Annotated in this window: 18 protein-coding genes; 9 read left to right on the top strand and 9 right to left on the bottom strand. The window is 52.4% G+C overall.

Features of this window, described 5'->3' with window-relative positions; all coding sequences use genetic code 11:
• Nucleotides 1-335: 335 nt before the first annotated feature.
• On the bottom strand, nucleotides 336-911 hold the full coding sequence (gene gmhB, locus K0778_RS05480) for a D-glycero-beta-D-manno-heptose 1,7-bisphosphate 7-phosphatase (RefSeq protein WP_001140187.1): 576 nt from the start codon (nucleotides 909-911) through the stop codon (nucleotides 336-338).
• Between the two features lie 187 nt (nucleotides 912-1098).
• Here gmhB and metN point away from each other — a divergent pair, with 187 nt between their 5' ends.
• The 7 genes from metN to K0778_RS05445 all read left to right on the top strand — a co-directional run bounded on the left by metN (nucleotide 1099) and on the right by K0778_RS05445 (nucleotide 7565).
• On the top strand, nucleotides 1099-2130 hold the full coding sequence (gene metN, locus K0778_RS05475; RefSeq protein ID WP_000594006.1) for a methionine ABC transporter ATP-binding protein MetN: 1032 nt from the start codon (nucleotides 1099-1101) through the stop codon (nucleotides 2128-2130).
• The gene (locus tag K0778_RS05470; protein ID WP_001294594.1) at nucleotides 2123-2776 is read left to right on the top strand and encodes a methionine ABC transporter permease MetI; all 654 of its coding nucleotides are present in this window, start codon (nucleotides 2123-2125) and stop codon (nucleotides 2774-2776) included. Before metN ends, K0778_RS05470 begins: the two co-directional genes overlap by 8 nt.
• 39 nt (nucleotides 2777-2815) lie before the next feature.
• Entirely contained in the window at nucleotides 2816-3631 is an 816-nt protein-coding gene (gene metQ / locus K0778_RS05465; protein ID WP_000874226.1) for a methionine ABC transporter substrate-binding lipoprotein MetQ, read from the top strand.
• A 117-nt stretch (nucleotides 3632-3748) separates the two neighbouring features.
• Nucleotides 3749-4153: an Rcs stress response system protein RcsF gene (gene rcsF / locus K0778_RS05460; protein WP_001202329.1), complete on the top strand. Its 405-nt coding sequence runs from the start codon at nucleotides 3749-3751 to the stop codon at nucleotides 4151-4153.
• Nucleotides 4150-4857, top strand: coding sequence for a tRNA (N6-threonylcarbamoyladenosine(37)-N6)-methyltransferase TrmO (tsaA, locus tag K0778_RS05455; RefSeq protein WP_000094011.1), 708 nt, complete (start codon nucleotides 4150-4152; stop codon nucleotides 4855-4857). Before rcsF ends, tsaA begins: the two co-directional genes overlap by 4 nt.
• Nucleotides 4858-4968: 111 nt before the next feature.
• Nucleotides 4969-6687, top strand: a complete 1719-nt coding sequence (gene proS, locus K0778_RS05450) for a proline--tRNA ligase (protein WP_001260712.1) — start codon at nucleotides 4969-4971, stop codon at nucleotides 6685-6687.
• A 53-nt stretch (nucleotides 6688-6740) separates the two neighbouring features.
• The gene (locus K0778_RS05445) at nucleotides 6741-7565 is read left to right on the top strand and encodes a YaeF family permuted papain-like enzyme (protein WP_001336393.1); all 825 of its coding nucleotides are present in this window, start codon (nucleotides 6741-6743) and stop codon (nucleotides 7563-7565) included.
• A 199-nt stretch (nucleotides 7566-7764) separates the two neighbouring features.
• Here K0778_RS05445 and nlpE read toward each other — a convergent pair whose 3' ends face one another.
• The 3 genes from nlpE to K0778_RS05430 are packed head-to-tail and all read right to left on the bottom strand — an operon-like array spanning nucleotide 7765 to nucleotide 9453.
• Nucleotides 7765-8475: an envelope stress response activation lipoprotein NlpE gene (nlpE, locus tag K0778_RS05440; protein WP_153449062.1), complete on the bottom strand. Its 711-nt coding sequence runs from the start codon at nucleotides 8473-8475 to the stop codon at nucleotides 7765-7767.
• A gap of 13 nt (nucleotides 8476-8488) precedes the next feature.
• A complete protein-coding gene (arfB, locus tag K0778_RS05435) occupies nucleotides 8489-8911 on the bottom strand; it encodes an alternative ribosome rescue aminoacyl-tRNA hydrolase ArfB (protein ID WP_000635537.1) in 423 nt (140 codons plus the stop codon).
• Nucleotides 8908-9453: a YaeQ family protein gene (locus tag K0778_RS05430; RefSeq protein WP_001185290.1), complete on the bottom strand. Its 546-nt coding sequence runs from the start codon at nucleotides 9451-9453 to the stop codon at nucleotides 8908-8910. Before K0778_RS05430 ends, arfB begins: the two co-directional genes overlap by 4 nt.
• A 165-nt stretch (nucleotides 9454-9618) precedes the next feature.
• Between K0778_RS05430 and K0778_RS05425 the strand changes: the two genes are divergently transcribed.
• Together K0778_RS05425 and rof are read left to right on the top strand one after the other, a co-directional pair.
• Nucleotides 9619-9819, top strand: coding sequence for a YaeP family protein (locus K0778_RS05425; protein ID WP_000417058.1), 201 nt, complete (start codon nucleotides 9619-9621; stop codon nucleotides 9817-9819).
• Nucleotides 9806-10066: a Rho-binding antiterminator gene (gene rof / locus K0778_RS05420; RefSeq protein ID WP_000062312.1), complete on the top strand. Its 261-nt coding sequence runs from the start codon at nucleotides 9806-9808 to the stop codon at nucleotides 10064-10066. Before K0778_RS05425 ends, rof begins: the two co-directional genes overlap by 14 nt.
• Nucleotides 10067-10114: 48 nt before the next feature.
• Here the strand turns inward: rof and tilS are convergent, their stop codons facing one another.
• The 5 genes from tilS to dnaE all read right to left on the bottom strand — a co-directional run bounded on the left by tilS (nucleotide 10115) and on the right by dnaE (nucleotide 18618).
• Entirely contained in the window at nucleotides 10115-11413 is a 1299-nt protein-coding gene (tilS, locus tag K0778_RS05415; protein WP_000176549.1) for a tRNA lysidine(34) synthetase TilS, read from the bottom strand.
• A 64-nt stretch (nucleotides 11414-11477) separates the two neighbouring features.
• The gene (locus K0778_RS05410; protein ID WP_000901099.1) at nucleotides 11478-11867 is read right to left on the bottom strand and encodes a VOC family protein; all 390 of its coding nucleotides are present in this window, start codon (nucleotides 11865-11867) and stop codon (nucleotides 11478-11480) included.
• A 56-nt stretch (nucleotides 11868-11923) separates the two neighbouring features.
• Complete coding sequence (ldcC, locus tag K0778_RS05405; protein ID WP_001020973.1) at nucleotides 11924-14065, bottom strand: lysine decarboxylase LdcC; 2142 nt, start codon at nucleotides 14063-14065, stop codon at nucleotides 11924-11926.
• Between the two features lie 98 nt (nucleotides 14066-14163).
• Entirely contained in the window at nucleotides 14164-15123 is a 960-nt protein-coding gene (accA, locus tag K0778_RS05400; protein WP_000055741.1) for an acetyl-CoA carboxylase carboxyl transferase subunit alpha, read from the bottom strand.
• Between the two features lie 12 nt (nucleotides 15124-15135).
• Nucleotides 15136-18618, bottom strand: a complete 3483-nt coding sequence (dnaE, locus tag K0778_RS05395; protein ID WP_001294757.1) for a DNA polymerase III subunit alpha — start codon at nucleotides 18616-18618, stop codon at nucleotides 15136-15138.
• Between the last annotated feature and the right edge of the window lie 10 nt (nucleotides 18619-18628).

Raw genomic sequence — 18628 nt, 5'->3', positions numbered from 1 at the left:
TTCGTAATGAATTACGTGTTCACTCTTGAGACTTGGTATTCATTTTTCGTCTTGCGACGTTAAGAATCCGTATCTTCGAGTGCCCACACAGATTGTCTGATAAATTGTTAAAGAGCAGTTGCGACGCGGCTTTCAGCTCACTGTCGCGAGGTGGCGTATATTACGCTTTCCTCTTTCAGAGTCAACCCTGAATTTCAGGATTTTTCTCTTCAACCGAACCGGCTGTTTGTGTGAAGTGATTCACATCCGCCGTGTCGATGGAGGCGCATTATAGGGAGTCGGCTCAGGAAGACAAGCGGAAAAATGCATTTTTATTTCAACCGCTCATCTTTTAATCATTGTGCCGGTTTTTGCTGCTTTTTTATCGCTTGCGGCAGGTCTGCCAGGCTATTTAACACCCAATCCGCCGCGTTTTCTGCTTCAGGCGTAATAGGTTTACCCGTACGCACCAGCACTTTTGTTCCCACGTTCGCCGCAACCGCTGCCTGCATATCTTCTAATTTATCGCCCACCATATAAGAAGCGGCCATATCAATATGCAAATAATCGCGTGCTGACAAAAGCATCCCCGGATGTGGTTTGCGGCAATCGCAGACCTGGCGAAACTCTTCAACACTACCCTGCGGATGATGCGGGCAATAATAGATACCATCCAGATCGACATCTCGGTCCGCCAGCGACCAGTCCATCCACTCGGTCAGCGTTTCAAACTGTGCTTCGGTAAATTTACCGCGAGCAATGCCAGACTGGTTGGTTACTACCACCAGCGCAAAGCCCATTTTTTTTAGCTCGCGCATGGCGTCAATAACACCGTCGATAAATTCAAAGTTGTCGATCTCATGGACATAGCCGTGATCGACATTAATGGTGCCATCACGGTCAAGAAAAATTGCGGGTACGCTCTTCGCCACCTTTTATAGCTCCTTAATAAGGCATGTGACGCTAGTATCGCATGTTTCGACCTGCAAGAAAGTGCTCTTCGCATAAACCTGATTGATTTAGACGTCTGGATGCCTTAACATCCATTTCATTGACGGCGTTGCCCGTTTCAGGCATTCGAGATGCCACGACTAACTTAATGACGATAATAAATAATCAATGATAAAACTTTCGAATATCACCAAAGTGTTCCACCAGGGCACCCGCACCATCCAGGCGTTGAACAACGTCAGCCTGCATGTGCCAGCTGGACAAATTTATGGCGTTATCGGTGCCTCAGGCGCGGGTAAGAGTACGCTTATACGTTGTGTAAACCTGCTGGAGCGCCCAACCGAGGGTAGCGTGCTGGTCGATGGCCAGGAACTGACCACGCTGTCAGAATCCGAGTTGACCAAAGCTCGCCGCCAGATTGGTATGATTTTCCAGCATTTTAACCTGCTCTCTTCGCGTACTGTTTTTGGCAACGTGGCTCTGCCGCTGGAGCTGGACAACACACCGAAAGACGAGGTCAAACGTCGCGTGACGGAATTGCTGTCATTGGTTGGTCTTGGCGATAAGCATGATAGCTACCCGTCGAATCTTTCCGGTGGGCAGAAACAACGTGTGGCAATTGCCCGTGCGTTAGCCAGCAATCCCAAAGTATTGCTGTGTGATGAAGCCACCAGCGCGCTGGACCCGGCAACGACACGTTCTATTCTCGAACTGCTGAAAGACATCAACCGCCGTCTGGGGTTGACGATTCTGTTGATCACCCACGAAATGGACGTTGTGAAGCGCATTTGTGATTGCGTGGCGGTCATCAGCAATGGAGAACTGATCGAGCAGGACACGGTAAGTGAAGTGTTCTCGCATCCGAAAACGCCGCTGGCGCAGAAGTTTATTCAGTCGACCCTGCATCTGGATATCCCGGAAGATTACCAGGAACGTCTGCAAGCGGAGCCATTTACTGACTGCGTGCCGATGCTGCGTCTGGAGTTTACCGGTCAATCGGTCGATGCCCCACTGCTTTCTGAAACCGCGCGTCGTTTCAACGTCAACAACAACATTATTAGCGCGCAGATGGATTACGCCGGTGGCGTTAAGTTCGGCATCATGCTGACTGAAATGCACGGCACACAACAAGATACGCAAGCCGCCATTGCCTGGCTGCAGGAACACCATGTAAAAGTAGAGGTACTGGGTTATGTCTGAGCCGATGATGTGGCTGCTGGTTCGTGGCGTATGGGAAACGCTGGCAATGACCTTCGTATCCGGTTTTTTTGGCTTTGTGATTGGTCTGCCGATTGGCGTTCTGCTTTATGTCACGCGTCCGGGGCAAATTATTGCTAACGCGAAGCTGTATCGTACCGTTTCTGCGATTGTGAACATTTTCCGTTCCATCCCGTTCATTATCTTGCTTGTATGGATGATTCCGTTTACCCGCGTTATTGTCGGTACATCGATTGGTTTGCAGGCAGCGATTGTTCCGTTAACCGTTGGTGCAGCACCGTTTATTGCCCGTATGGTCGAGAACGCTCTGCTGGAGATCCCAACCGGGTTAATTGAAGCTTCCCGCGCAATGGGTGCCACGCCAATGCAGATCGTCCGTAAAGTGCTGTTACCGGAAGCGTTGCCGGGTCTGGTGAATGCGGCAACTATCACCCTGATTACCCTAGTCGGTTATTCCGCGATGGGTGGTGCAGTCGGTGCCGGTGGTTTAGGTCAGATTGGCTATCAGTATGGCTACATCGGCTACAACGCGACGGTGATGAATACGGTACTGGTATTGCTGGTCATTCTGGTTTATTTAATTCAGTTCGCAGGCGACCGCATCGTCCGGGCTGTCACTCGCAAGTAACGTTCAACACAACATAAATAATTGAAGAAGGAATAAGGTATGGCGTTCAAATTCAAAACCTTTGCGGCAGTGGGAGCCCTGATTGGATCACTGGCACTGGTAGGCTGCGGTCAGGATGAAAAAGATCCAAACCACATTAAAGTCGGCGTGATTGTTGGTGCCGAACAGCAGGTTGCAGAAGTCGCGCAGAAAGTTGCGAAAGACAAATATGGCCTGGACGTTGAGCTGGTAACCTTCAACGACTATGTTCTGCCAAACGAAGCATTGAGCAAAGGCGATATCGACGCCAACGCCTTCCAGCATAAACCGTACCTTGATCAGCAACTGAAAGATCGTGGCTACAAACTGGTCGCAGTAGGCAACACTTTTGTTTATCCGATTGCTGGTTACTCCAAGAAAATCAAATCACTGGATGAACTGCAGGATGGTTCGCAGGTTGCCGTGCCAAACGACCCAACTAACCTTGGTCGTTCACTGCTGCTGCTGCAAAAAGTGGGCTTGATCAAACTGAAAGATGGCGTTGGCCTGCTGCCGACCGTTCTTGATGTTGTTGAGAACCCCAAAAATCTGAAAATTGTTGAACTGGAAGCACCGCAACTGCCGCGTTCTCTGGACGACGCGCAAATAGCTCTGGCAGTTATCAATACCACCTATGCCAGCCAGATTGGCCTGACTCCGGCGAAAGACGGTATCTTTGTTGAAGATAAAGAGTCCCCGTACGTAAACCTGATCGTGACGCGTGAAGATAACAAAGACGCCGAGAACGTGAAGAAATTCGTCCAGGCTTATCAGTCTGACGAAGTTTACGAAGCAGCAAACAAAGTGTTTAACGGCGGAGCTGTTAAAGGCTGGTAATTTTTAGGCTGTTTCCACAATTTGTAATATCATTCAGGACGGGCGCTTGCCCGTCTTGTCATTTTTACAAGCTCCTGATTCAATATTGACGTTTTGATCATACATTGAGGAAATACTATGCGTGCTTTACCGATCTGTTTAGTAGCACTCATGCTAAGCGGCTGTTCCATGTTAAGCAGATCCCCTGTCGAACCCGTTCAAAGCACTGCACCCCAGCCGAAAGCGGAGCCTGCAAAACCGAAAGCGCCGCGCGCCACGCCGGTCCGAATTTATACCAATGCAGAAGAATTAGTCGGCAAACCGTTCCGCGATCTCGGTGAAGTCAGTGGCGACTCTTGCCAGGCCTCTAATCAGGACTCTCCGCCGAGCATTCCAACCGCACGTAAGCGGATGCAAATCAACGCCTCTAAAATGAAAGCCAATGCTGTATTACTGCATAGCTGCGAAGTCACCAGCGGTACGCCAGGCTGCTATCGTCAGGCTGTATGTATCGGTTCTGCGCTTAACATTACGGCGAAATGAGCAGTTTCCAGTTCGAGCAAATAGGCGTTATTCGCTCGCCCTATAAAGAAAAGTTCGCCGTTCCGCGCCAGCCAGGTCTGGTAAAAAGCGCCAACGGCGAACTGCATCTCATTGCTCCCTACAACCAGGCCGACGCCGTTCGCGGCCTGGAAGCGTTCAGCCATTTATGGATCCTTTTCGTCTTTCATCAAACGATGGAAGGCGGCTGGCGTCCGACTGTGCGTCCACCGCGCCTCGGCGGTAACGCCAGAATGGGGGTTTTCGCAACACGCTCTACTTTCCGCCCTAACCCAATTGGCATGTCGCTGGTAGAGCTGAAAGAGGTTGTTTGCCATAAAGACAGCGTGATTCTGAAGCTCGGCAGTCTGGATCTGGTCGATGGTACGCCGGTAGTGGATATCAAACCGTATCTCCCCTTTGCCGAATCGCTTCCCGATGCCAGTGCCAGCTATGCGCAAAGTGCGCCAGCTGCAGAGATGGCGGTGAGTTTTACCGCAGAGGTCGAAAAGCAGCTTTTGACGCTGGAGAAGCGTTATCCGCAGTTAACGCTGTTTATCCGCGAAGTACTGGCGCAGGACCCGCGCCCGGCCTATCGTAAAGGTGAGGAAACGGGCAAAACCTATGCCGTCTGGCTACATGATTTTAACGTTCGCTGGCGCGTCACCGACGCAGGTTTTGAAGTCTTTGCGCTGGAACCGCGTTAAATTCACGCCCTTCTCTTTTGACATTTCTTTTGCACTGGTAAACTAAATCACTTTTTTTTGTCCCAGGCTCGCCTTGAGCCTGTTCTACCTTCCAACTGGAACCGTAACAACATGCGTACTAGCCAATACCTGCTCTCCACTCTCAAGGAGACACCTGCCGACGCCGAGGTGATCAGCCATCAGCTGATGCTGCGCGCCGGGATGATCCGCAAGCTGGCCTCCGGGTTATATACCTGGCTGCCGACCGGCGTGCGCGTTCTGAAAAAAGTCGAAAACATCGTGCGTGAAGAGATGAACAACGCCGGTGCGATCGAGGTGTCGATGCCGGTGGTTCAGCCAGCCGATTTGTGGCAAGAGAGTGGTCGTTGGGAACAGTACGGTCCGGAACTGCTGCGTTTTGTTGACCGTGGCGAGCGTCCGTTCGTACTCGGCCCAACTCATGAAGAAGTTATCACTGACCTGATTCGTAACGAGCTTAGCTCTTACAAACAGCTGCCGCTGAACTTCTATCAGATCCAGACCAAGTTCCGCGACGAAGTGCGTCCGCGTTTCGGCGTCATGCGTTCCCGCGAATTCCTGATGAAAGATGCTTACTCTTTCCATACTTCTCAGGAATCCCTGCAGGAAACCTACGATGCAATGTATGCGGCCTACAGCAAAATCTTCAGCCGCATGGGGCTGGATTTCCGCGCCGTACAAGCCGACACCGGTTCTATCGGCGGCAGCGCCTCTCACGAATTCCAGGTGCTGGCGCAGAGCGGTGAAGACGATGTGGTCTTCTCCGACACCTCTGACTATGCAGCGAACATTGAACTGGCAGAAGCTATCGCGCCGAAAGAACCGCGCGCTGCTGCTACCCAGGAAATGACGCTGGTTGATACGCCGAACGCGAAAACCATCGCGGAACTGGTTGAACAGTTCAATCTGCCGATTGAGAAAACGGTTAAGACTCTGCTGGTTAAAGCGGTTGAAGGCAGCAGCTTCCCGCTGGTTGCGCTGCTGGTGCGCGGTGATCACGAGCTGAACGAAGTTAAAGCAGAAAAACTGCCGCAGGTTGCAAGCCCGCTGACTTTCGCGACCGAAGAAGAAATTCGTGCCGTGGTTAAAGCCGGTCCGGGTTCACTGGGTCCGGTAAACATGCCGATTCCGGTGGTGATTGACCGTACCGTTGCGGCGATGAGTGATTTCGCTGCTGGTGCTAACATCGATGGTAAACACTACTTCGGCATCAACTGGGATCGCGATGTCGCTACCCCGGAAGTTGCAGATATCCGTAACGTGGTGGCTGGCGATCCAAGCCCGGATGGCCAGGGTACGCTGCTGATCAAACGTGGTATCGAAGTTGGTCACATCTTCCAGCTGGGTACCAAGTACTCCGAAGCACTGAAAGCCTCCGTACAGGGTGAAGATGGCCGTAACCAAATCCTGACGATGGGTTGCTACGGTATCGGGGTAACGCGTGTGGTAGCTGCGGCGATTGAGCAGAACTACGACGAACGAGGCATCGTATGGCCTGACGCTATCGCGCCGTTCCAGGTGGCGATTCTGCCGATGAACATGCACAAATCCTTCCGCGTACAAGAGCTTGCTGAGAAACTGTACAGCGAACTGCGTGCACAAGGTATCGAAGTGCTGCTGGATGACCGCAAAGAGCGTCCGGGCGTGATGTTTGCTGATATGGAACTGATCGGTATTCCGCACACTATTGTGCTGGGCGACCGTAACCTCGACAACGACGATATCGAATATAAATATCGTCGCAACGGCGAGAAACAGTTAATTAAGACTGGTGACATCGTCGAATATCTGGTGAAACAGATTAAAGGCTGATGCCAGAAAGGGTCCTGAATTTCAGGGCCCTTTTTTTACATGGATTGTATAAAATGGATAAACCAAAGGCGTACTGCCGCCTGTTTCTCCCCAGCTTTCTTTTACTTTCGGCTTGTACCGTTGATATCAGCCAGCCAGACCCATCAGCCACAGCAGTAGATGCCGAGGCAAAAACATGGGCTGTCAAATTCCAGCATCAAAGCTCTTTCACCGAACAATCAATAAAAGAAATAACGGCACCTGATCTCAAACCCGGCGATTTGCTGTTCTCCTCAAGCCTTGGGGTAACCTCATTTGGAATCCGCGTCTTCAGCACTTCCTCTGTGAGTCACGTTGCAATCTTTCTGGGTGATAATAACGTTGCAGAAGCGACAGGCGCTGGCGTCCAGATCGTTTCCCTTAAAAAAGCGATGAAGCATAGTGATAAGCTTTTCGTCTTACGAGTCCCGGATCTTACCCCGCAACAAGCCACAGATATCACCGCGTTTGCCAATAAAATCAAAGATAGCGGTTATAACTATCGCGGCATTGTCGAATTTATTCCCTTTATGGTGACTCGCCAGATGTGCTCACTGAATCCGTTCTCCGAGGATTTTCGCCAACAGTGCGTCAGCGGCCTGGCGAAAGCGCAGTTAAGCAGTGTGGGCGAAGGAGACAAAAAGTCGTGGTTTTGTTCGGAATTTGTCACGGATGCCTTTGCCAAAGCCGGGCATCCACTTACACTGGCGCAATCGGGCTGGATTAGCCCTGCCGATCTGATGCATATGCGTATTGGTGATGTCTCTGCGTTTAAGCCAGAAACGCAGTTACAGTATGTTGGGCACCTGAAGCCTGGGATTTATATCAAGGCGGGTCGCTTTGTTGGTTTGACCCGGTGATAAAGTAAATGCCTTATCCGCCTTAAGGTATGAGGGGGGTTGTAGGCATGATAAGACTCGCCAGCGTCGCATCAGGCGTTGAGCACCATTGCCGGATGCGGCGTAAACGCCTTATCCGGCCTACAAAAAACGTGCAAATTCAAAATGTTGAAATATATCCTTCTGGCCTGTTTTGCGTTTGTTTCTGTCTCAAGACGGGTTACTGCCCCAAACTACTGCAATCCTGGTTGGGGTAAAATTTCCCTGCCGTATCGGGTGCCAATACTTTAGTCGGCGCACCGGTATCCGGATAACCCTCAAGCGTAAAGTGACCTTCTACTGACAGTAACACCGGTTTTTCACTGTGACCGCGCGCAGCCAGGTAGCTACGCTCCAGCTCTGCGTTATTCGCTACCATGAAACGTTTTCCGGTCGCGCAATCAGTGAAGGTCGCCGCATCAGCCATATAAAAATACATGCCCCGCAGGGTCATCGGCGTCATAGGTAAACTGGATTGTGCCGCTTCCAGCGTATAGTTGAACTGCGATTCAATCGGATTGCCTTCACGATCGAGCATCTCCAGCGCATCGCCTTTCGCCCGATAATATGACTTTTCACCTTTGCTGTCGGTTAATACCAGCTTGTCAGCGGTTCGCGCCCATGTACCGTAGGAAGCGAAGGAGGAAGGTTCTTCACGAGCACCGAGATAACGCTCATTCATCACCCATGTTCCGTCTTTTTCGAGGAACAGAGAGGTTTCGATTCCTTCGCAATCGGCACACGGCAGCACGCCGCGCCAACTTTGCGGCATCGGTTTCAGTTCGGCAGCCTGCGCCGGAGAAAGCGTATCGACTTCGGCCCGATTATTACATCCCATCAGAGTAAAGAGGCTGATTACAGCCATCGCTGTCACTATCGCTTTTTTCACCATCCATTCCTTCTTTTTATTCCCGACCGCTGCGCACTTTGCCGCGCATCGCCTTCACGCTTGATTTTTGTGCTTTCGATGCCAGCCTGCGCTCTTTCGATGCACGGGTGGGCCGCGTGGGTCGTCGGGCTTTTTTTTCTGTTGTTAATTCTTTAATCATAGCCACCAGCCGGGCCAGAGCTGCTTCGCGGTTCAGTTCCTGACTGCGGTATTCCTGTGCCTTAATGACAATCACGCCATCACTGCTGATCAAATGATGGCTGGCGGCGAGCAGACGCTCTTTGTAATACTCTGGCAGGCTGGACGCCCGAATGTCAAAACGCAGATGAATAGCCGTTGAGGTCTTATTAACATGCTGCCCGCCCGCGCCCTGCGCACGAATGGCGGTGATCTCAAGCTCACCATCGGGAATAGCAACATGTCGGGAAATCACAATCATGAAGGTTGTTGCCAGGCGGTTAAGTTCACTTCCAGATTATTCTTATCATCCGATAACCAGATCACGCCATCCTGAATCGTTGCCTGCAGCGTCATGGTACGATCGGCAAAGGCGCTTACTTTCGCCAGTTGTTCATCGTCCAGATACCAGACGGAAAGATTGGCAAACTGCACACATTTGCTCTGATTTTGCTGCCACCAGATTTGCGCCGCCCGACTATTATAGGTAAACAGCGCCACTTCTGCGGCCTGGGTGCAGGCTTTCTTAATCCGCCGCTCATCCGGCAGCCCCAGCTCAATCCACAAATCAATGCCCAGGTGATCGTTACGCAGCCACGCTTCCGGCTCATCATCGGCACACAAACCACGGGTAAATTGCAGACGTTCATCAGCATATTTCAGCCACGCCAGCAAGCGCAGCATCATACGCTCCTGGGTTTCTGAAGGATGGCGCGCCAGCGTCAGAGAGGCATCGAGAAACTGGTTGCGGTCGAGATCGGCCACATTAACCGTCGCTTTATAAATTGTCGCTTTAAGCGCCATAAGAAAACTCCTTTCGAATCAGGAGGCCATTGTAACGGAATACGTGCAGTTGCGGCGCTGATATTGCAGAAATGAGTGTGGTATAGTCACCTTGCGAAACAGAGTTTATCTTCGTAGGCTTAGACTTGCATCCACGGTTAAGTCAGAGTGCTGACAGGAGGGCATGTGGAAAAATATTGTGAGTTAATACGCAAGCGGTACGCGGAAATCGCCAGCGGAGACTTAGGATACGTTCCGGACGCGCTGGGCTGCGTTTTGAAAGTGCTGAATGAAATGGCTGCCGACGACGCCCTTTCTGAGGCTGTCAGGGAAAAAGCAGCATACGCTGCGGCAAACTTACTGGTGAGCGATTATGTCAATGAATGATACGTATCAACCAATCAATTGTGATGATTACGATAATCTTGAGCTCGCCTGCCAGCATCATTTAATGCTGACACTTGAGCTGAAAGATGGCGAAAAATTGCAGGCAAAAGCCAGTGATTTAGTCTCCCGCAAAAATGTGGAGTACCTGGTCGTCGAGGCCGCTGGCGAAACCCGCGAGCTGCGTCTGGATAAAATTACCAGCTTTAGCCACCCGGAAATCGGTACGGTGGTGGTAAGCGAATCCTGATTGACTTTCGCCGGATGCGACGTTTGATGCGTCTTATCCGGCTTTCACTTAACTAAGCGTTTTCTGCCAGACAAAACTTACGCCATTCTCACCTTCAGCCACACCTTCTTGCGTCACAAATACCCCTGCCGCCGCAATCAGCGTTTCGCCATAAAACAGCAGTGGCGTGGTGTCACGTAGCCACGGCGGCACGCCCAGCTCTTGCCAGATTTTCTTTAGCTTACGTCCGCCGTTACGCCCGACAATATGCAGCAATCCTGGCGCTTTGAAACGCACGCTGACCGCTTCGTCTGCACGCGGAGGGCGAATATCGCCTCCCGCATTAAGCTGTACACTTCCCAGCCCCGCCGGTAATTCCAGCGGTTGAAGCCACGTCTGCCACGGCACAATGTTTTCGCTTTGCCCGGTGACGGATTTAATCCACCACAGTTGCGACTGATAGCGTCGGATTTCAAACGCGCCCAAACGTAAACAGGGTGAGGCATCTTCCCGCGCCAGCGCCACTTCCTGCCAGATCCTCACCAACGCGTCGCGGGAAGGCATCGGTGCATTCTGCCCTGCCAGCCAGCGGCGGATAATCGCCGCGCGGCGGGCATCACTCATCGCCAGCATTGGCACAATCTGCAGCGTCCCCTGCGGCGATTGACAGTGTGCTAAATCATCTGCCAGCAGTTCATCCAGCAGGCTCTCTTGTTCAGCACAAAGTGCGGCGCTGCGGGCCGTTGCTTCGGCAAAATGCGGCCAACGCTGCTGCAATAACGGCACTACGCGCAGGCGCAGAAAGTTACGATCGTATGAGTCGTCCTGATTACTTTCGTCTTCAATCCAGCGTAAATCATACTGACGCGCCCACTGCACCAGTTCCCCCCGCGTGCGGGCGAGCAACGGGCGAATAAGCCGCGTTCCGGCAAACTCCGAGACTTCCGCCATAGCCGAAAGCCCGGCAGGGCCACTGCCGCGTTTTAGCGCCAGCAGAAAGGTTTCACATTGATCGTCGAGATGTTGCGCGGTGACCAGCACTTCACCGGGCAACAAGGTGCGGGCAAATGCCTGATAACGTGCCTGCCGCGCCTGGGCCTCAATGCCCAGTCCTTCTTGCGCAAGTTGTACGCGTTCGACCACCAACGGCACCTGCCACTGTTGGCAGACGTTTTCGCAATGCGTAACCCAGGCATCGGCATTGGCACTTAAACCGTGATGCACATGAATAGCGCGCAGAGCGACACCCGGATTTTCCGTCCGCCACTGCACCAACTGATGCAGCAGAACGGTGGAGTCAAGCCCGCCGCTAAAGGCCACCAGAATCTGGCGTGAGGTGAGAAGTTGTCTATTGAGCGTGAGTGTCATGATGGTGCGATTTTACAGTAGCAATGCCCGGCACGTTACCGGGCAAATGCGGCGATGACAAGCCTTACTGCTCATACAGTTCCAACGGCAGCCCGTCCGGATCGTTAAAGAAGGTGAAGCGTTTTTGCGTGTATGGATCGACACGGATGGTTTCACACTTCACGTTATGGCTTTCAAGGTGCGCCACTGCCGCATCGATGTCATCAACGCTAAAAGCCAGATGACGCAGACCGCAAGCTTCCGGTCGGCTGGGTCGTTCCGGCGGGAACGGAAATGAGAAAAGCTCAATCACATATTGCCCATTAAGCGCCAAATCCCCTTTCCATGAGTCGCGCGCTTCGCGATAGACTTCGCTTTGCAGCGTGAAACCAAGAATATCGCAGTAGAAAGCTTTGCTCACCGCATAATCCGTCGCAATAATCGCAATATGGTGAACCTGTTTTAAACCCAGCATAACGTCTCCTTTATTTGTTAACAGCACGTTACTCGCCCGGAAGCCGCTCTGGCAAGTTATCCCGCCATTTTTAGGACTCGTACGCGGTAAACGCCGTCTTCGTCCTGTTTCGCGCCGTGAATATCCGTTTCAAAACCGGGGTAATGTTGCCCGACGGAACAAAGCATCAGTAGAAAATCGAGTACTGTGCGGCTCTCTTTGGTCAGCATTTCTCCAGGCATCAACAGCGGTACGCCCGGTGGATAAGGCAGGATCATATTTGCCGATACTCTACCGACCAGTTGTTCCAGCGCAATGGTTTCTACTTCGCCTTTAATTTGTCGTTGCCATGCCTGATGTGGCGTCATGATCATCTCCGGCAAAGTATCGAATGCCCGCAACATCAAACCGGGAAGATCGTGTTTACGAATCAGCTTATGGATCCCTTGTGCCAGATCCTGAATACGCATATTGCGGTAGAAATCGGGATCTTCTGCATAGAGATCGGGTAGCATATTTTTGATCCGCAGGTTGAGATCGTAAGAGCGTTTGAATTCCGTCAACCCACGCAATAATCCCATTGCTTTGGTTTTATCGATGCCAATACTAAAGAGAAACAGCAGGTTATAAGGGCCGGTTTTCTCTACTACGATCCCACGTTCGTCGAGGAATTTTGCTACCAGCGCCGCCGGGATCCCCTCCTCGCTCATATTGCCCTGCTCGTCCATCCCCGGTGTCAAAATAGTGACTTTAACCGGATCGAGAAACATATGATCGGCATCCGCATCGTTAAAGCCGTGCCACTGTTCGCCAGGCGCAACGGGCCAGCATTCGGCTTCATCCACCTGCGGCGGTTGCCAGATATCGAAAAACCAACCGTCAGACTCTTCCCGCAGCCGCTGGACCTCTTTGCGAAAATGCAGAGCTCGTTCTACTGAACGGTTAATCAGCCGTTTGCCCGGATTACCACGCAGCATCGCCGCCGCCGTCTCAACCGAAGCAACAATGGGATAACTGGGCGAGGTGGTGGTATGCATCATAAAGGCTTCGTTAAAGGCCTCTTCGTCATACTCGCCTTTAATGTGGATCAGCGAAGCCTGCGATAACGCCGCCAGCATTTTGTGGGTCGATTGCGTTTCGAAGATCACTTTTCCCGCAACACGCTCGCCGCTCATACCACTTTTACCCTGGTAGATCGGATGAAAATGGGTGTACGGCACCCAGGCAGAATCGAAGTGAATCGACGGGACATCCAGCGTCTGTTTGATCCAGTCGGTGTTGTAGAGCAAGCCATCATAGGTGGAGTTGGTGATCACCGCATGAACCGGCCATTGTGCTTGCGTGGTAGCAGCGACTTTCTCTTCGATGCTGTCGCGAGTAAATTCACGGCGCGGGATCCCACCAAGAATCCCCAACGCATTACGCGTCGGTTTCAGCCAGACTGGCACTACATCGTTCATCATCAACAGATGCGCCAGCGATTTATGACAATTGCGGTCGATCAACAGCGTACTGCCGGATGGCGCGGCGTACATACCCACAATTTTGTTCGACGTCGATGTTCCGTTGGTAACGATATAACTCTGTTCCGCGCCAAAAGTCCGCGCGATGTACTCTTCCGCTTCCAGGTGTGGCCCGGTGTGGTCGAGCAACGAACCAAGCTCGGTGACCGAAATAGAGACATCAGCCTTAAGAGTATTCCCGCCGAAAAAATCATAAAACAGACAGCCAACCGGGCTTTTTTGATATGCGGTGCCGCCCATATGCCCCGGCGTACAAAAGGTGTACTTCCGCTCTTTGACGTAGGTAAACAAGGCTTTCGTGAACGGCGGTGTAATGTTATCAAGATATTCGTCGGTGTACTGACGCATACGAATGGCGATATCTTCCGCCTGCCCCAGCGCATATTCAAAAAACCAGAGCGCCATCCGCATATCCTGCACGCTGACATCCATCGTCGAGTGGGTGTTGATGAAGGCATAAAGCGGGAGATATTCATTAAGCTGATTGATATCGCTACATAAATCGAGACTGTACTCATCCCAGTCAAAAATCACGCCGCAAATTCGAGGGTTATGTTCGATAAATTTCAGCAAATCAACGCTGTTTTGTGGCCAGATAATCTGAAAGCCTTGCGCCACCAGCGCCGACTCCAGTTCTTTGATGGGCTCATCTTTATAAAAGACGCCATGCGGTCCCATAATGGCAATGATGTTCATGTGTTCCTCCTGGAAAATCCTTCCTTAATCATAGCCTGCTCAAACCGTGGCGATAAAAAAGGGCCACCGAAGTGACCCTTTTTCAGAACTTTTGCGAATTACGCGTAACCGTAGCTCATCAGGCGCTGATAACGACGATTTTTTAAATCTTCAGTGCTTAACACGTCGAGATCGGCCAGATCCGCCAGCAGTTGCGCTTTCAACGATGCCGCCATCGCTTCCGGGTTACGGTGAGCACCACCCAGTGGTTCCGGGATGATGGAGTCGATCAGTTTCAGTTCTTTCAGACGCGGAGCAATGATACCCATCGCTTCAGCCGCCAGCGGCGCTTTGTCGGCGCTCTTCCACAGAATGGACGCACAACCTTCCGGCGAGATAACGGAATAGGTGCTGTATTGCAGCATATTCACTTTATCGCCCACGCCAATCGCCAGCGCACCGCCAGAACCACCTTCACCGATAACCGTACAAACTACCGGTACGCCGAGGCGAGACATTTCACGCAGGTTGCGTGCAATGGCTTCAGACTGACCACGCTCTTCTGCGCCCACGCCAGGATAAGCCCCCGGGGTGTCGATAAAGGTGATGATAGGCATCTTAAAGCGTTCAGCCATTTGCATCAGACGCAGTGCTTTGCGGTAACCTTCTGGCGCTGGCATACCAAAGTTACGGCGAATTTTTTCTTTGGTTTCACGACCTTTTTGATGACCAATGATCATCACCGGACGACCATCGAGACGGGCGATACCACCGACGATAGCTTTATCGTCTGCATACGCGCGGTCGCCAGCCAGTTCGTCAAATTCATCAAATGCCAGGCGAACGTAATCCAGGGTATAAGGACGCTGTGGATGGCGTGCCAGTTGCGCAATCTGCCATGCACCGAGATCGGCGAAGATTTTACGTGTCAGTTCTACGCTTTTTTCACGCAGACGATGCACTTCTTCATCGATGTTAATATCCAGTTTCTCATCCTGACGGCTAACCGCAGTCAGAGAATCGATTTTCGCTTCCAGCTCTGCAATCGGCTGTTCAAAATCAAGGAAATTCAGACTCATAGTATTCCTGTATTAGTCAAACTCCAGTTCCACCTGCTCCGAACCAATGAGGCCACGGAGATCGTTTAATAAACGATCGCTCGGAGAGACACGCCACGTCGCGCCAAAACGCAACCGCGCGCGTGCATCCGCCCTCTGATAGTAGAGATGTACTGGAATTGTCCCAGAGCGGTGGGGTTCCAGAGACTGACGGAGTCGGTTTAAAAGCTGGTCATCAATTTGCCTGTCCGTCAGCGAGATAGCAAGCCCGCGAGCATATTTTTCCCGGGCTTCGTCAATATCCATCACTTCGCGAGCGGTCATTTTAAGCCCACCGCTGAAGTCATCAAAGCTGACCTGTCCGCTGACGATAAGTATGCGGTCTTTTTCCAGCAATTGCTGGTATTTATCCAGGGCGTCAGTAAACAACATCACTTCCAGCCGCCCGGAACGGTCATCCAGCGTGCAGATACCGATACGATTGCCGCGCTTGGTGACCATAACCCGCGCGGCAACAACGAGCCCCGCAGCCGTGATGACTTTACCACGTTCTGTCGGGTGCATGTCTTTCAGCCTTACGCCTCCGACATAACGCTCAATCTCTTTTAAATACTGGTTGATAGGGTGTCCGGTCAGGTACAGGCCTAACGTTTCACGTTCCCCATCTAATACCACCTGCTCCGGCCACGGTTGGCAGCTGGCGTAGGATTGTTCAATTTGTTCCGGCTCTTCGGCCAGCACGCCGAACATATCGGCCTGACCGATAGCTTCCGCTTTCGCGTGTTGATCTGCCGCTTTTAACGCATCGCCCAGCGAGTTCATCAGCGCTGCGCGATGTGGCCCAAGACGGTCAAACGCCCCGGACATGATCAGTTTTTCCAGCACGCGACGGTTCAACTTTTTGGTGTCGGTACGGGCGCAGAGATCAAACAGTTCGCGGAAGTAGCCGCCTTTATTACGGGCTTCGATGATGGCCTCAATCGGACCTTCACCGACCCCTTTGATCGCGCCAATACCATACACGATTTCGCCGTCGTCGTTGACGTGGAAATGGTAAAGACCGGAGTTTATATCTGGTGGCAGGATTTTCAGCCCCATCCGCCAGCACTCATCCACCAGACCCACCACCTTCTCGGTGTTGTCCATATCGGCGGTCATTACCGCCGCCATAAACTCCGCAGGATAGTGCGCTTTCAGCCATAACGTTTGATATGACACCAAAGCATAGGCCGCAGAGTGCGATTTGTTAAATCCGTAACCAGCGAATTTCTCCACCAGGTCGAAGATTTTCATCGCCAGTTCAGCGTTGATTCCGTTCTTTTCTGCACCTTCAGCAAATACAGAACGTTGCTTAGCCATCTCTTCCGGCTTTTTCTTACCCATCGCACGACGCAGCATATCCGCGCCACCGAGGGTATAACCAGAAAGCACCTGCGCAATCTGCATGACCTGTTCCTGATACAGGATAATGCCGTAGGTTGGCTCCAGTACCGGTTTCAGGCTTTCATGCTGCCACTGTACGTCCGGATAGGAGATCTCTTCACGACCATGTTTACGGTCGATAAAGTTATCCACCATCCCTGATTGCAACGGACCGGGGCGGAACAGTGCCACTAGGGCGATCATATCTTCGAAGCAGTCAGGTTGTAGACGCTTGATCAGGTCCTTCATGCCGCGCGATTCAAGCTGGAATACCGCCGTGGTTTCCGAGCGTTGCAGCATGTCGAAGCTTTTCTTATCATCCAGCGGGATCGCAGCGATATCCAGCGGCGGCTCGCCATTCTTCGCCCGCCGCTTGTTGATCATCTCCAGCGCCCAGTTGATGATGGTGAGCGTACGCAAACCAAGGAAGTCGAACTTCACCAGTCCGGCGTATTCAACGTCGCTTTTATCAAACTGGGTGACCGGATGTTTGCCCTCTTCATCGCAGTAAAGCGGCGCAAAATCGGTAATTTTGGTCGGCGCGATAACCACCCCACCGGCGTGCTTACCGGCGTTACGGGTGACCCCTTCCAGTTTGCGCGCCATGTCGATCAGCGCCTTAACTTCTTCATCCGCTTCGTAGATTTCCGGCAGCTGCGGCTCGGCTTCAAACGCTTTCGCCAGCGTCATCCCCGGATCGGGCGGGATCAGTTTCGAGATACGATCGACAAAGCCGTACGGATGCCCCAGCACGCGGCCTACGTCGCGGATCACCGCTTTCGCCGCCATTGTACCGAAGGTGATGATCTGCGATACCGCATCACGACCGTACATGTCCGCTACGTGCTCGATAACCTGATCGCGTTTCTCCATACAGAAGTCAACGTCGAAGTCAGGCATGGAGACACGTTCCGGGTTAAGGAAACGTTCGAACAGCAGGTCAAATTCCAGCGGATCGAGGTCGGTGATTTTCAGCGCGTAGGCCACCAGTGAACCCGCACCGGAGCCACGGCCTGGCCCTACCGGTACGCCGTTATCTTTCGACCACTGGATAAATTCCATAACGATGAGGAAGTAGCCCGGGAAGCCCATCTGGTTGATAACCTGAAGTTCAGTCTCCAGACGTTCGTCATATTCCGGGCGGCGCTTAAGACGTTCTTCCTCATCAGGGAATAAAAAGGCCAGACGCTCTTCCAGGCCCTCTTTTGCACGCTTGACCAGATAATCTTCGGTGCTCATGTCCCCGGTCGGGAACTGCGGCAGGAAGTATTCACCAAGACGCACGGTTACGTTACAGCGTTTGGCGATCTCAACGGTGTTGGCAAGGGCTTCGGGGATGTCGGCAAACAGCTCACACATCTCCTCTTCGCTACGCATATATTGCTGCGGCGAATAGTTACGCGGGCGTTTAGGATCGTCGAGGGTAAAGCCGTCGTGGATCGCGACGCGGATTTCGTGTGCGTCAAAGTCGCTGCTGTCGATAAAGCGCACGTCGTTGGTCGCCACGACGGGCAAACCGCGCGCTTCCGCCAGTTCCACCGCCGCGTGCAGATAGCTTTCTTCATCCGGCCTGCCGGTGCGGATCAGCTCGAGAAAATAGCGATCCGGGAAGTGTTCTTCATAAAACGCGACACACTCATCTACCAGCGCGCTGTTACCACGCAAAAGACTGCGTCCGACGTCGCCCATGCGTCCGCCGGAAAGAAGGATCAACCCTTCGTTTAATTCGATAAGCCAGTCGCGATCGATGATCGGCCCGGCGGCACCGTACCCGCGCTGATACGCTTTTGAGATCAGCAACGTCAGATTCTGATAGCCGGTATTGTTCGCCGCCAGTACCGTCAGGTGGGTTAACTCATCACCCAGCAGGTCGCACTGGACGTTAAAATCTGCCCCGACGATAGGCTTAATCCCTGCGCCATGTCCCGCTCCGTAGAACTTCACCAGACCACAAAGGTTGGTGAAATCGGTGATCGCCAGTGCTGGCATACCCAACGCCGCCGCCTTTTTTACCAACGGTGCGGTTTTGGCCAGGCCATCGATCATCGAGTAGTCGCTGTGCACCCGCAGGTGTACGAAACGTGGTTCAGACATCTTCAGATTC

Origin of the sequence: Escherichia sp. XD33 (genome assembly GCF_019375075.1) — a bacterium.
GTDB classification, from domain to species: domain Bacteria; phylum Pseudomonadota; class Gammaproteobacteria; order Enterobacterales; family Enterobacteriaceae; genus Enterobacter; species Enterobacter flexneri_A.
The sequence above is the reverse complement of the archived record's forward strand: the minus strand, read 5'-3'. Positions and strand labels throughout refer to the sequence as shown.

Excerpts from the sequence above, each read along its gene's own strand:
- metN (WP_000594006.1), top strand. The coding sequence starts at position 1,099 with ATGATAAAACTTTCGAATATCACCAAAGTGTTCCACCAGGGCACCCGC.
- K0778_RS05470 (WP_001294594.1), top strand. The coding sequence starts at position 2,123 with ATGTCTGAGCCGATGATGTGGCTGCTGGTTCGTGGCGTATGGGAAACG.
- metQ (WP_000874226.1), top strand. The coding sequence starts at position 2,816 with ATGGCGTTCAAATTCAAAACCTTTGCGGCAGTGGGAGCCCTGATTGGA.
- rcsF (WP_001202329.1), top strand. The coding sequence starts at position 3,749 with ATGCGTGCTTTACCGATCTGTTTAGTAGCACTCATGCTAAGCGGCTGT.
- tsaA (WP_000094011.1), top strand. The coding sequence starts at position 4,150 with ATGAGCAGTTTCCAGTTCGAGCAAATAGGCGTTATTCGCTCGCCCTAT.
- proS (WP_001260712.1), top strand. The coding sequence starts at position 4,969 with ATGCGTACTAGCCAATACCTGCTCTCCACTCTCAAGGAGACACCTGCC.
- K0778_RS05445 (WP_001336393.1), top strand. The coding sequence starts at position 6,741 with ATGGATAAACCAAAGGCGTACTGCCGCCTGTTTCTCCCCAGCTTTCTT.
- nlpE (WP_153449062.1), bottom strand. The coding sequence starts at position 8,475 with ATGGTGAAAAAAGCGATAGTGACAGCGATGGCTGTAATCAGCCTCTTT.
- arfB (WP_000635537.1), bottom strand. The coding sequence starts at position 8,911 with ATGATTGTGATTTCCCGACATGTTGCTATTCCCGATGGTGAGCTTGAG.
- K0778_RS05430 (WP_001185290.1), bottom strand. The coding sequence starts at position 9,453 with ATGGCGCTTAAAGCGACAATTTATAAAGCGACGGTTAATGTGGCCGAT.
- rof (WP_000062312.1), top strand. The coding sequence starts at position 9,806 with ATGTCAATGAATGATACGTATCAACCAATCAATTGTGATGATTACGAT.
- tilS (WP_000176549.1), bottom strand. The coding sequence starts at position 11,413 with ATGACACTCACGCTCAATAGACAACTTCTCACCTCACGCCAGATTCTG.
- K0778_RS05410 (WP_000901099.1), bottom strand. The coding sequence starts at position 11,867 with ATGCTGGGTTTAAAACAGGTTCACCATATTGCGATTATTGCGACGGAT.
- ldcC (WP_001020973.1), bottom strand. The coding sequence starts at position 14,065 with ATGAACATCATTGCCATTATGGGACCGCATGGCGTCTTTTATAAAGAT.
- accA (WP_000055741.1), bottom strand. The coding sequence starts at position 15,123 with ATGAGTCTGAATTTCCTTGATTTTGAACAGCCGATTGCAGAGCTGGAA.
- dnaE (WP_001294757.1), bottom strand. The coding sequence starts at position 18,618 with ATGTCTGAACCACGTTTCGTACACCTGCGGGTGCACAGCGACTACTCG.